We start from the raw sequence: 13336 nt of genomic DNA, 5'->3' as shown, positions 1-13336 counted from the left end.
GAGGCGTCTATGCGGTCGCGCGCCTCCCCCCGCTCACGGACTGAGAGCCCGCCGTCGGGCGATTTTCGCCGGAAACGGTCGGATGCTATGGCTTCCAACGCTGGAACATGGCTGCGAGGCTCGCCATGATGCCAACCTCCCGTTGCGCGACGTCTACGCTCCGCAGATGCAGCCGATCCGTATTCCCGTTTACCAGATAATCCGTAGAGAACGGCTCCGATCCAAGATCCAGATGGTGCGGATAGATAAGAATAAGGTCTGGGCATGAATAAATCTGCCCATAGGCCATCATCTGATAGACATCGGTCTGATTGACCCCGTGCTTGACGTCTTCGATCGCCGGTGACAAGCGCTTCCATTTCGTGTCGAGGATCGCAATCGGCGCGTTGCTTTGGCGGTCCCGAACAATGATGTCGGGCCGAGTCTGAAATCGCCGGCGCCCCTGGTCTCCCTCCTCGATCAGGCAAAACAGCCGGCCGCCCTGCGTCTCGACCGTGAACCCGCCAGGACGCAGGCTCCTTCGCATAAGGACTGCAATGTAAGCCTCGAATAGGTCGTTCATTGGGAAGAGGAGCGTGATCCCTTGTCCTGCAGACGGATCATGATGCGTGGCCTGCCAGTCGCGCTTAAGGAACAGCCGGGCGAGACCGAACAGCGCCTCCCAGCGCCGGTGGGTCCGGTCGATCCGCACCGCGCCCCAGGGCAAAGCGGCCACGCCCACATCGGCAATGTCAGCAAGCATGAAGCGCAACTCGTCGAGCTTGCGCACGGTATCGGCAGCGCGCGCATGGCGGCGAAGGGCCAGCACGCAAGCCTTCATGATCTGCAGCAGCGGAATGTCGCTCGACAGCGCGTCAAAGCGGCACGCTAGCCGATCGGGTCGCACCGCATGGGCAGTGAACTGGCGCACCACGTTCAGCCGGCCGCGGAGCGCGGGAAGATCGTCTTCTTGCTGGAGATATGCCCTGGGAAAACCACGGCGCGCCTCGGTCAGGAGCTTGTCCGCGAACAAGCGGATCAGAATGTCGAGAAGTCCTTCCGCCTGCCTCGCCATCGCCGACACCGCACCATCGCCAATGTCGAGGCCTAATGCCACATCGAGCATCCGTACCAGCCGTTCGCGGACTGTACGGCGCCCCTCGACCGATGCGGTGTCGAGCGGGTCGATTTTAGGAAAAATCTCGAGACTGCATCCGGGAGCCGCGATCACGCCAACCATCTGACCGGCCGTTAGGTGGCGGAAATGATCTCGCAGAATTGTTGTGCCCTCGTCGCCCCCGAGGGGATGCGCACGCGCCGCATCGATCAGGGCATTTGCCTGTGGCCGGGTGAAGCCTCCTTCCCCCGGTCGATCAAGGACTCTGACGCGCCCCCACTCGCTGACGGCGAGATGGCTCATTCGGCCGAGGCGCCTGCGGTGCCGCCTCGATTCAGCCGCTCGAAGGCGTCCGCCCGAAACGGCTCGCGGACGAACCAGCTATCGCGATCGTCGCCCTCAAAGCCTGGCGGCGGGGCGATCTTGCGCAATCCAATGAAGCCATCACCGAGGACACTCTGGATGCGACCCCAATCCTCGAAGAAGTATTCTTGGAGCAGGGGAATAACCTTGTCACGCATGACCAGGGCGATTGCCTCGCGATTCTGACACCCCATGAAGAAAGCATGGCCGATGCGATGTTCGCGGTCGATCAGATACTCGATCCGATCGTTGATGGCGGCGAGCACCGCGCGCAGGTCGATACCGTCTATGGTGCCGAGCAGGTCGATGCGCGGCGCCATCTCCCGAAACGTGAACCGGCGCCTTAGCGCTGTGTCGAGTAGTGCGATCGAGCGATCGGCGGTGTTCATCGTCCCGACGATGTGAAGATTGGCAGGGACGCCGAAGTCGCGTTTCTTCGAATAGGGCAAGGTGAGGCTTAGCGCATTGGCCATTCCAAGACGCTTGTCGGGTTCGATCAGCGTTATGAGTTCGCCGAAGACCTTCGAGATATTTGCCCGATTGATCTCGTCGATGATCAGTACGAACTGCTCCGGTTCGCCGGCGACCGCTTCGGCCGGGGCGTTGTCGTCATTACGGGCGATCAGGCGTGTCAGCGCTGGCAGGTTCACCCGCTTGGTGGTGATTGAGTAGAGCGTTCGCATTGTGAAGTTGCCATCGACGATCGTGTCGAGCGGCAAGGGCTCGTCCAGCGTGAGCAACCACCGCACTTCGCGGCGGTGCGCGTAGAAGCCCTCGGCCTCGGGAACGTAACCATAGTCGCCAATGACTTCGGCGACGGCCCTGAACGCGGTGTTACCGTAAGGTACGATGACAATGTCACCGATCTTCATCACGGCTCGGAACGGCCAAGTCTGCGTCCAATTACTGGGCGTCTGATCTTCCGGATTCTTTTCCAGCCATTCGGCTTTAATCGCATCGAAGGACGAGAAGCGCCCGTCGCTCCAATCAATCGCTCCGCCCCATCCAAGCGCGATGTATCGGTTCGCCAAAGCCGCGTCATAGACCTCGTCCTCGCTGCCGATCGCGCCTTGACCCATCTTCCAGAAACGACGGCCCGAAAAGTCGAAGTCGACTGCGCTCGATTTCGGCACAGGTCGGGTCCTGGCCTGGTCGGCGAGCGCACAGATCTCGCGGAAGGTGCCGGGCCGGGCTTCGAGGCGGAAGCCAGCCGAGTTGTTATCACCGTCGCCCGTCTCCGGCCGCAAACCCTCAACGAAGGTCTCGTAATCATAGTTCTGGTGGAATGTGACGAAGGCAATCCGCTTTTCCGCTTCGAGCTCGCGATAGCGGTCAAGTAGCGCCTGGCGACCTTCAGGGGACTCGTCGAACGCAACCGTTCCATCGCACAGCAACACGGCCTCATAGGCGGTGCGGTAGGTCTTGCCGGTGCCCGGAGGGCCGTAGAGGATCAGGTTGGTCGGCGATTGCTTCGGCTTGGGCATGCTCTCGGTCTCCATCGCCAGCGAGTAGGTCAGTTTCCGCGTTGTGCTCTGCTTCGGTCCTTCCGCCGCCGGCGGGGGCACGTTCGCGAGCTGCAAGAACAATCGACCTTCGAGCGCTTGGCAGATGTTCGGCCAGGCCATGTGAAGGCCCATCTCGTTATTGAGCGCGCCGATCGTGATGGTGACGGTCGCATCTCCCCGAACTCGTGCCGGTTTGATATAGTTTTTCAAAACGTACCGGCGGATTTCGTCGGCCTGGCTTTCGCCGCCACCGTCCTCGTCTGCGACACCTGCGACTGAATAATTGGGATCACGCCCTTCGCGGAAATAACCATATTGCCGCAGGCTGGCGATCATGTTGCCGAGCTGTCCCTTTGGATCTTCGGCTTGGGGGACGACCGCGCGCACAACCGTCATATTTGGCTCAGGGTCGCTCGCCAGCGCCGTCAATTGCGCCAGCAAATCGTCCCATTTGCCATCGTCGAATACCTCGTCGAGCGTGGATTTAGAGTAGCCGAAGCCATACAATCCACGCTCGGCTCGCCGGCTGCGGCGCACGCGTGTATCCATAGCCTTTTTCGTCAGCGGCTCTCCTTTCCAAAGTCGCTTGCTCAACCAGTCTCTGAACTCCTGTTCTTTCATTCCCCCCCCAGCGGCGACACCAACTTAGCGCTATTATAGCCGGATGCTTCTCTACTCGATAGATTCACATCCAGTGCGCTACCGGCATCGACCTCAGCAAGCAAGTGGCCGAGATGCACGGGGCTCTCACATAGACGATAGCCAATCTCGTCAGGTCCGGCGGCTGCGTCGAGGTGCATGAAAATCTGTTCGAGAAGTCCAACATCCGCGCTGGCGCTCTGCCGAGGCGTGCCAGCCAGCCCGATACGCGATCGCAGCTCCGGGGACCGTTCCGCAAATATCGACCATTCGTCCCGATCGAGCTTCACCTCGAAGAATCGCGAATAGCACCAATACGAAACTGCCCCGCGCGCGCCGCGGTGCGCGCAGAGGAACAGCCTGGGCCAAGCGTTTGCGTCCGCATCCGACCAGCCGGAGAACAGATTTCCCTTCGGCCAGTTCGGCAGGCGGCCAATCTCTTCCTTCTTCAACTTCGGCTTGCGACTCTTGCTCTCGACCGCCATCGCCACCTCGGCTGCGCGCTCAACATCGTCGTGATCAGCCTCGCCCGACGAGAACACCACGCCAATTCCTCGATAGCGGTCAGGGTCAGCCGCGATGGTCCGCAGCAGGGTATCGGATGCAGCGATCAACGGCGCGCTCTTAGGGGTACCGTGTCGCGGTCGCTTTGCCCAGGTGGCGCGAGCTGTCGCGAGGGCCTTCGGATCGACTACCTCAGCGTTCTCCCAGATCGCCTCGAACCACTTCGCGCCTTTGCAGAACGCGGTCGTATCGGGTCGATGGAATGTGCCGCATTCTGTAAGGGCGGCCGGTTCGACAAAGCCGATGCCCCGATTTGAGGCGTTAGCTGAGGTGACGACTAAACCGGCGCTCGAAAGGTACAGTTTCGCGTGCAATCCCCGAAGATGCTTAAGATGAGGATTTTCCGGCGCCCCAAGCAGCACCAGTTCGTCAGGATTAGTGCCGCCCATTGAAAGGTCGCAGATGATCCGCGCCCTGAAGGCAAGCCTTTTAAAGCCGAACAGCGCCTTGAGCGCGCCATTACCCCAGAACGCGACGGCGCATCGGACGTCGTCTCCCGCGATGACGGCCTGGACTGCACTGCGCACTTGCTTGTGATCGAGGAACCGCGCCATTCTCTCCCCTATGCCGGTCGCTAGAGCATTTTCGGTTTAATCTGGTTCAGATCCTGCTGCGGCGAAGAAGTTGGCGCACTCGCCTGGCGTGACGGTGTCGACGAGGCGTCCGATGGCCGACCACAATCCCTCGACGGTGCGTTCGGCCGCCTTGCGGAGCAGTGCTTTGAGCTTCGAGAACGCCATCTCGATCGGGTTGAAGTCGGGCGAGTAGGTCGGCAGGAACAACAGCCGTGCGCCGGCGGCCTCAATGGCGGCGCGCACGGCCGGTCCCTTGTGGCTGCCGAGGTTGTCCATGACGACGATGTCGCCGGGGGTAAGCTCGGGCACTAGGACCTGATCGACGTAAGCCTGGAAGGCGTCGCGGTTGATAGGCCCATCGAGCACGAACGGCGCGGCGATCCCGGACAGGCGCAGGCCCGCCACTAGGGTCGTGGTCTTCCAATGACCGTGCGGGATGGGCGAGCGCAGCCGCTCGCCGCGCAGTGAACGCCCACGGGTGCGAGCCATGTTGGTGGAGGTCCAGGTCTCGTCGAGGAAAACTAGGCGCGCAGGGTCGAGATCGGGCTGGCCCTCGAACCAAGCCTCGCGCGCCGCTTTCACGTCCGGGCGTTCCTGCTCGGCGGCGTGAGCTGTCTTTTTTGTAGGTGAGATCGCGCGCGTCGAGGAAGCTCCACAGGGTGCCCAGCCCGACCGTGAGAGCGTGCTCGTCCCGCAGCCGAGCGCGCATCTCCTCCGGGGTGATATCGACTTGTCCGTCGATCAGGCTGCGTAAGAAGGCCTCGTGCGGATAGAGCTTCGAGCGGCGTGCCCGGCCTTGCGGACGGGCCGCTACCATCCCGGTCGTGGTGAGTGCGGCCATCCAGCGGATCGAGGTGGCGACACCGACCCCAAAGCGCGCGGCCTCCTGGCGACGCGAGGTCGTTGCAGCGGCCTCCACCACGCGCTTCCGCAAGTCCTGGCTGTAGGGTCGGCCCATGCTTCGCTCCTTCTCAGAGCGATCAGTGAATCAGCTCAACAGCTTCGCGTGAACCCCACCTGCCCGATTCAGCGCAGCCCGAAAACGCTCTAGAACTCCGCAATCCGCCCGCCAAGTCGGGAATGAGTCCCACAGGCACACGCTTCTGGCTCTACGCAGCGAGCTGCCGCTGGCCTCTGACAAGTGCAGATAGCCAACTTGTTAGACGGTCAGAAATATCTGATTCCGCACACTGGTACTGCAACATCTCGAAGACCGCCCGCCTCAAGTGAGCCCCATCGCTGTAAGTGCGTTGAAGAACGAAAAGTAGATATCGCTCCAAAGCAGCGATCACTTCTTCCTGCGTCGTGACTAGGCCAACCTGCCCCTCGCACCAGAGCGCAAAATGCTCCATCCATTCGCGTGATCCTCCCCCGTGTCCGCGAAACCGGGGGGAGGATCAATAGGACATGCGTGCCACGTCCCAGGGCAGTTAAATAAGGCTGCGCTGGTGCAGGTTCGCGGTTGACATGAGCAGCCGCTACACACCTTGGATCGAAGGCCCTAAGCGAAACGGTGCTCCTAATTCCAGGCGTGGAGCCGAGCTTCTCCCCGCCGAAAGGAAAGAGCCACGCTCCCTATGAGCCCCGAGCCTCCACCGCTAACCAGGCGGGATGGGGAACGCCGGGTCGCAAGTCGAAGGGCATCGATAGCAAGCGGTCTGCCCAAACGGGGCAGACCGCAGGATGAAGGGAATGGGTTGCCCCAGACCTCCAGAACGACCCCGATGCCAGCGGATCGAGCGGGTAGGGTCCGTTCGCGTTGTCCGTCCAAGGTGGCGGGAAGCGGTGCGCAAAGGCCGTCAGCACAACCCCGGCCTCGCCTATAACAAGGTTGCACCTTCGATCCGCCGGTCGACCGACGGCGTGGCTCCGAGATCCGGACCCCTCGGTTTGATGCAAGGCTTTGCCAATGCCTGGCAAAGCCTTGCCCCTAGGCAAGCCGGCCTCCCTCAAACGTTCACCAAGATCCGGGCGAAGACAGACGAATACGCCGATGGCTTGGAGCCGAAGCACGGACACGCTGCCGCCGGCCTAACGAACAGGGCGACACTGCCAACCGTGAAAAACCGCCGCCCCAGCGGGAACCCGGATTGCCGCCCTACAGGGCCCACCGGAACTATCCTGATGCCAAACGACCTGCACACCCGTGTTGCCGCCGCCATTTTGGAGCAGCTGGAGACGGCTGACCCCGCTTCATGGACACTACCCTGGCACGGCGCAGACCCGATGCCCTGCAATGCCAGCACGGTTCGTCGGTACCGTGGCATCAACATCCTTGCGCTTTGGTGCGCGGCGCAGGCCAACGGATACACGGACGCGCGGTGGGCCACCTATCGTCAATGGACAGCGCTCGGAGCCCAGGTTCGTCGAGCCGAACGCAGCACGCTCGTACTGTTCTACAAAGAGCTGCCCCGAGGTACCGACGCAGCGGCAGAGACAAACGGCTCAAAGAAGCCCGGCAGCGTCCCCTTCGTCGCCCGCGCCGCCAACGTGTTCAACGTCGCACAGGTCGACACAGCCCCCACCCAAGTGGTCCTGCCATCAAGCGGCACAACCATACTGCCGCCCCCAGCCTTCGACAGCTTCGTCACGGACACCGGCGCGACAATCCACGAGGGCGGCACACGCGCCTGCTACGTGCCCGCTACCGACACAATTCGCATGCCTACCCGCACCACCTTCCACTCCACCGAGGGCTACGCCGGCACGCTCGCGCACGAACTCGTTCATTGGACGGGAACACCCCACCGACTCGCCCGTGACCTCACCGGCCGCTTCGGCGCCCACAGCTACGCAGCCGAGGAACTCGTGGCCGAGCTTGGCGCCGCCTTCATCCTGGCCGACCTTGGGATTGCCCGCGTCCCGCACTCCAACCACGCGGCATACTGCGCATCCTGGGCACCCCTCCTACGCGCCGACCCCCACGCACTCGCAACCGCCGCCACGCAAGGCTCACGCGCCGCCGACTATCTGGCCGACATGCAACCAAACGCGGAGGTATTAGCCGAACGAAGCGACGCCACCGGCGCATCCGCGCTCGTTAAACCATCCGCGGCAGCAACCACCTTTTTGGGTGTGTCAGTAGGATCAGCACCAATGCGCGCGGCGAACCGAACGCGAGCTACTGCCAACCGCCAGTGAGTGAGTTGGGAGGCGATATAGCGACACCAAAATCCTGGCGATCGACGAAGCGCAGGCAATTGCCAACTGCCCACTTCATTGCTACACATCCCCAGCCGATATGCGCGGCAAGTCATTGATCTTGCTTAGGTTTATCCGAGGCTGGCAACGGGAACAGGATCCTCGTCCCCCAGCCACTGCTTTTAGCCCGCTCGGTCAATGACTTGGCGGGTTTTTTGCTGCCTGATTTCTCGCCTGAGTAGCGTGAAAGGGCGAGCAGGACGACCTCATATGACGACGCGCTGGCCGGCAATGCGCGCAGGGCGGAGATCCTCGAGCGCCGAGATGACCGCGGTGGCGAGGAGATCGGCTTCGGTGAAGGTCTTCGCCCCACAGAGAACGTTCACGCGGCCTTCGCGGAGTGGCACGGACCCGGCGAGACCATCGTGCTGCCGGCTCCCGGACTGACCCGAGCCAGGAACGAACGGCTGCCTCGTCGAAGACGCCCACGGCTCGCGACTGGACCCACCTCTTACCAAAGCCGACTGCCGCATGCTGGCGACGACCGTCAGGGGGAGGGGGCGTGTGGCCGGGCGGCGAGGTTACCGGGCGAACTCGAGGGCGGAGCGGAACCGCATTGTCCGCACGGGACCGGACAGAAACCGCACAGATCCGCCTGCACCGGGCGAGGTCGTCCGGGTGCGGCCCGAGACTGGCAGAAGCGTCCCGTGGCGAAGCTTCGATGCGCGGGTGAACCTCTGTGACGCGCCGGCCATCGTGCCGGAAGCCCGGAGATCACGCCCATGCTGCCCTCTAGTCTCACCACGCGCCTCCGCTCAGCGGATGGCACCGGGATCGTCCGGTCCGTCTCGCCTTTGTTCCTGGCGCTTCTCGCGCTGCTCATCTCGATCTGCTCGGCCAGTGCCCTGCCGGCACCGTCGAGCGGTAGCCTGGTTCTGCGCGGGCCGGATGCCGCCGCGCCCGTAGAGGCGCCGCGCCTCAGCACCGATTTCAGCGTCACCGTCAGCGGCCCGACCGCCCGCACGGTGGTGACGCAGGCCTTCCGCAACACCACCGGATCCTGGGTGGAAGGGACCTACCTCTTCCCGCTGCCGGAAGATTCGGCGGTCGATACGATGAAGCTCGTGATCGGCGACAAGGTGATCGTCGCCGAGATTCGCGAACGCGCGGCGGCCAAGCGCATCTACGAGGCCGCCAAGGCGGCCGGACGGAGCGCGGCCCTGACCGAGCAGGAGCGGCCCAACGTCTTCACCAACACCGTCGCCAATATCGGACCGGGCGAGACCGTGCTGGTGCAGATCGAGTACCAGCAGACGGTGGCCCTTTCGGGGGGCACCCGCTCCCTGCGCCTGCCCCTGGTGGTGGCGCCCCGATACAGCCCGGCCCCTGCCGCAGCGGAGCTCGTCTCGGCCCGTGACGAGACGAGCTCCGACCCGGTGCCCGATCGCCACCGGATCAACGCGCCCGTTCTCGACCCCTCCCTTTCCGCCCCGGTCAATCCTGTCGGTATCACGGTGCGGCTCCAGGCCGGCTTTCCGATCCACACGCTGAGAAGCGCCACGCACCCGCTCCAGATCGACGAGACCGGTCCGGATTCCCGGCGCGTGACCCTGGCCGACGGGGTCGTCCCCGCCGACCGCGACTTCGAGCTCACCTGGGAACCCGTGCCGAGCATGGAGCCGCGCCTCGGACTGTTCCGGGAGATTGTGGCCGGCCGCACCTATCTCCTCGCCACCCTCACCCCGCCCGACGCGACTGCGGCGCAGCGCCAGCCCCGTGACGTGGTCTTCGTCATCGACAATTCGGGGTCGATGTCCGGCCCATCGATGCGGCAGGCAAAGGCCGGATTGCTCGCCGGCCTGGCCCGTCTCACCCCCCGGGACCAATTCACCGTCATCCGCTTCGACCACACCATGAGCCAGCTCTTTCCGGAGCCGGTCCCGGCGAACCCGGAGAATCTGCGGGCGGCCGAAAGCTTCGTCGCCGGACTGGAAGCGAGCGGCGGCACCGAGATGCTCGCTCCCCTCCGCGCGGCGCTCGCCGACAGCCATCCTGAGGATCGGAGCCGCGTCCGCCAGATCGTCTTCCTCACGGATGGCGCCATCGGCAACGAGAACCAGATCTTCGCCGCGATCCATGACGGCCTCGGCCGGAGCCGGCTGTTCATGGTCGGGATCGGGTCGGCTCCGAACGGACACCTGATGCGTCACGCCGCCGAGATCGGCCGGGGCAGCTACACCGCGATCCACACCGTCGATCAGGTCGCGGAGCGCACCCGCAGCCTCTATGCCAAGCTCGAGAACCCCGCCGTCACCGATCTCGCCGCCACCCTGTCGAATGGGGGCGACATCACCCCGAACCCGCTGCCCGACCTCTATCGCGGTGAGCCGGTGGTGCTCGCGGCCGAGATTGCCGACCCGTCGGGTACCCTGACCGTGACGGGCCGCATCGGCGACGCGCCATGGCAGACCAGCGTGTCCCTGGCCGACGCCGCCGAGGGGGAGGGCATCTCGAAGGTCTGGGCACGCTCGAAGATCGGCGAGGCCGAAACCGCTCGCGTCACCGGGCGCGTGATGGCGAACCAGGCCGATGCCACGATCCTGCAGCTCGCCCTGACGCACAAGCTGATGACCCGCCTGACCAGCCTCGTCGCCGTCGACGCGACGCCGCGCCGGCCGAGCGGCACTCCCCTCGTCGCAGCCGATCTGCCCCTGAACCTGCCCGCGGGCTGGGATTTCGCGAAGGTCTTCGGCGAACGGGCCATCCAGCGGCCGCAGGAGCGCGGCGCGGCTCTCATCCCTGCCCAGGCCACGGCTCCGGCCCCGGCGGTCCCACTCCCCCAGACCGGGGCGGGCACCCGGGCGCAAATCCTCCTGGGTCTCGTCCTGCTGCTCGGCGGATTGCTCACCCTTCGCCGGGTTCGGGGGGTCCAATGAGCCGCACGACCGGGGGGAGGGTGCTCGCCACCCTCCTCGTCCTCGCGGGCCTCGGCACCTTGATCGGGGCCGCCTGGATTCCCGCCAAGGCGGCGCTCGCGCAGGTGCTTCTCGAGCGTGCCTTCGCCCGAAGCATCGCCGAGGGCCGCCCGGTACGGCCCTGGCCATCGGCCGATACCGAGCCGGTGGCCCGCCTCACGCTGGCGGGACGAAGCTTCATAGCCCTGCGCGGCGGCAGCGGGCAGGCCCTGGCCTTCGGCCCCGGCCATCTCGACGGGACGCCGGAGGCCGGCGAGCCCGGCACCGCCATCTTCGCGGCCCATCGCGATACGCAATTCGCAGGGCTCGGAGCGGTGAAACCAGGCGATGTCGTCTCGGTGACCCGACGAGACGGACGCACCGTCCGTTTCCGGATCGGCGGCAGCCGGATCGTGTCCTGGGACGCATCGGGCATCGATCAGGCCGCCCCGGGACGGAACATCGCCCTCGTGACATGCTGGCCGCTGGATGGCCTGGTGCAGGGGCCGCTGCGCCTGGTTGTGGAGGCAGAGGCGGTGGACGACGGAGACTGACCCACTGCTCTTGCCAGCCTGTGCGGTTTCGTGCGGATCTCAGCGGAGACGAGCGACGAGCCGAGAGACCGTGCAAAAACCCGAGACCGTGCAAAAGTCCGAGACCGGGCAAGAACCCGAGACCGAGCTGCCCGAGGGCCAGAGCCGCGCCATTGCCCAGGCCGTGCGCGAGGCGCTCGCCCGTCGCCGGATCTCCCGCCAAACGCTCGCCGATCTGGCGCGGATCAGCGTCTCGACCCTGGAGAAGGCACTGGCCGGTCGCCGGCCCTTCACGCTCGCCACCACCATCCGCCTGGAGGAAGCGCTCGGCCAGCGCCTGCGCAACGGCGCCGAGCCCGTGAGCGCGGCACCCGAGACGCGGCATGCCCCATCGGAACTCGGCTCCTACTCCCGGGAATCCGCCGCTTGGCTCGAGGGGCGCTACCTGACCTTGCGACCGTCCTTCGGCCTGGCCGATGCGGTCTTTGCCTATCGCACCGAGATCGCGTGGGATGCGGCGAGTGCGCGCCTTGCCTTCCGCGAGGCCGAACGGAGCGATGCCCCTTTCGCGCAGACCGGCAGCGTCGCGGTGCCGAACCAGTCGGGCATGATCTACCTCGTCACCAATTGGCAGGGGCAGTGCCGCCTCGCCGTGCTCTGCCGGCCGACCATCCATGGCGAGATGTTCGGGCTGCTCACGACGCTGCATGCGGGACGCGGCACTCAGCTGACCCCAGCCGCAGCTCCGCTCGCCCTCATCCCCGAAGCTTCGGCCGGCCCGGACCTCAGTTACGGACGCGTGACATCCGGCATGCCGGCCTATGCCGATTACCGCCGCCGACTTGGACGGGTGTTCGAGGAGGGCTACGGGGTCTTGTTCGGCTGAGCCGACCCGAACCAACCTGACTCCGGAAACCCCGGCGCGGTTCGGTTTCGACCCGCCGAAGATCGCGCCCGACCGTCGCGCGGGGTCAGGGACGTTCGGACCCGGCCCAGGGTGCCGTGGACAGCACCTGCGCCAGATAGGCGATCAAGGCCGTGACGCGGGCAGGGCGCAATTCGCCCGGCGGCATGACGAGGTGCAGGGCGATCGGCGGCAGGGACCAGTCGGGCAGCACGCGCTCCAGCCTGCCGGCCTTCAGGTCGTCCCAGATCATGAAGTCGGGCTGAACCGCCAGGCCGAGTCCGGCCCGCAGGGCGGGCGCCAAGGCGTCGGCATTGTTCGCGCGCATCGGGCCTTTCGGGGCGATCACGGCCTCGGTGCCTCGACCGTCCGTGAACCGCCAGCGATCCGGGGTCGGAAGGTAGGCGTAGCCGAGGCAGGCATGCCGAACGAGATCGTCGGGATGCTCCGGCCGGCCGTGCCGCTCCAGGTAACCGGGCGTCGCCACGAGCGAACGGTGGACGGCGCAGAGCTTACGGGCGCGCAAAGACGAATCCGGCAGTGCGGCGATCCGCAATCCGATATCGAAACCGCCGCCGATGAGGTCGACCACGGCGTCGCTCAAGTGCAGATCGACGGACACGGCAGGGTACTGGCTCAGGAAGTCCGGCAGCCGGGGCGCGACGTGCAGGACACCGAACGACATCGGCGCGGCGAGCCGCACCAGGCCCTGCGGTTCGGAGGCGCCGGCGCTGGCCTCCGCTTCGGCGGCTTCCCCTTCGGAGAGGATGCGCGCGGCGCTGGTCTTGGCGGCCTGTCCCGCCTCCGTGAGCGAAAGCTTGCGCGAGGTCCGGTGGAAGAGGCGCGCTCCGATGCGGACTTCCAGGCGAGTCACGGCTTTGGAGATGGTCGCCTTCGACAAGCCGAGATCGGACGCGGCCCTGCCGAAGGAGCCTGTCTCCACCACCTTGGCGAAGATCGCCCAGGCCTCGAAGTCGGGTAACCGCATCATACATTTCCAGAAACGATGGGTTTCCATCGTTTCTGTTTTACAGCTCGGTGACAAGCCGTATCATGCCTCCA

General features: G+C 65.1%; 9 protein-coding genes. 4 read left to right on the top strand and 5 right to left on the bottom strand.

Features of this window, described 5'->3' with window-relative positions; all coding sequences use genetic code 11:
- Positions 1–85 precede the first annotated feature (85 nt).
- The 4 genes from A3OK_RS0106540 to A3OK_RS23500 form a co-directional block, all read right to left on the bottom strand.
- Entirely contained in the window at positions 86–1399 is a 1314-nt protein-coding gene (locus A3OK_RS0106540; protein ID WP_019904143.1) for a hypothetical protein, read from the bottom strand.
- Positions 1396–3558 carry an AAA family ATPase gene (locus tag A3OK_RS24535; RefSeq protein WP_245259322.1) on the bottom strand — a complete coding sequence of 721 codons (2163 nt, stop codon included), beginning with the start codon at positions 3556–3558 and terminating at the stop codon, positions 1396–1398. Before A3OK_RS24535 ends, A3OK_RS0106540 begins: the two co-directional genes overlap by 4 nt.
- A 23-nt stretch (positions 3559–3581) precedes the next feature.
- Positions 3582–4721: a phospholipase D family protein gene (locus A3OK_RS0106530; RefSeq protein ID WP_019904141.1), complete on the bottom strand. Its 1140-nt coding sequence runs from the start codon at positions 4719–4721 to the stop codon at positions 3582–3584.
- Positions 4722–4757: 36 nt separating this feature from the next.
- Positions 4758–5700, bottom strand: a protein-coding gene (locus A3OK_RS23500) for an IS630 family transposase (protein WP_155911963.1) whose coding sequence is annotated in 2 segments (ribosomal slippage) — positions 4758–5364 and positions 5363–5700 — 945 coding nt in all. Because the reading frame shifts where the segments join, the coding sequence is not laid out codon by codon here.
- 1166 nt (positions 5701–6866) lie between these two features.
- Here A3OK_RS23500 and A3OK_RS0106515 point away from each other — a divergent pair.
- The 4 genes from A3OK_RS0106515 (at position 6867) to A3OK_RS0106495 (ending at position 12256) form a co-directional block, all read left to right on the top strand.
- Positions 6867–7883, top strand: a complete 1017-nt coding sequence (locus tag A3OK_RS0106515) for a zincin-like metallopeptidase domain-containing protein (protein WP_019904138.1) — start codon at positions 6867–6869, stop codon at positions 7881–7883.
- Between the two features lie 782 nt (positions 7884–8665).
- On the top strand, positions 8666–10819 hold the full coding sequence (locus tag A3OK_RS0106505) for a marine proteobacterial sortase target protein (protein WP_019904136.1): 2154 nt from the start codon (positions 8666–8668) through the stop codon (positions 10817–10819).
- On the top strand, positions 10816–11391 hold the full coding sequence (locus A3OK_RS0106500; RefSeq protein WP_026596998.1) for a class GN sortase: 576 nt from the start codon (positions 10816–10818) through the stop codon (positions 11389–11391). The genes A3OK_RS0106505 and A3OK_RS0106500 overlap by 4 nt, the downstream gene beginning before the upstream one ends.
- Positions 11392–11461: 70 nt before the next feature.
- Positions 11462–12256, top strand: a complete 795-nt coding sequence (locus A3OK_RS0106495) for a helix-turn-helix transcriptional regulator (RefSeq protein ID WP_019904134.1) — start codon at positions 11462–11464, stop codon at positions 12254–12256.
- A gap of 85 nt (positions 12257–12341) precedes the next feature.
- On the opposite strand, the gene A3OK_RS0106490 is transcribed toward A3OK_RS0106495, so the two are convergent.
- Positions 12342–13265, bottom strand: a complete 924-nt coding sequence (locus A3OK_RS0106490; protein ID WP_019904133.1) for a LysR family transcriptional regulator — start codon at positions 13263–13265, stop codon at positions 12342–12344.
- Between the last annotated feature and the right edge of the window lie 71 nt (positions 13266–13336).

This window comes from Methylobacterium sp. 77 (assembly GCF_000372825.1).
Classification (GTDB): Bacteria; Pseudomonadota; Alphaproteobacteria; order Rhizobiales; family Beijerinckiaceae; genus Methylobacterium.
Note: the sequence above shows the minus strand (reverse complement) of the source record. Positions and strands in the feature narration are given on the sequence as shown.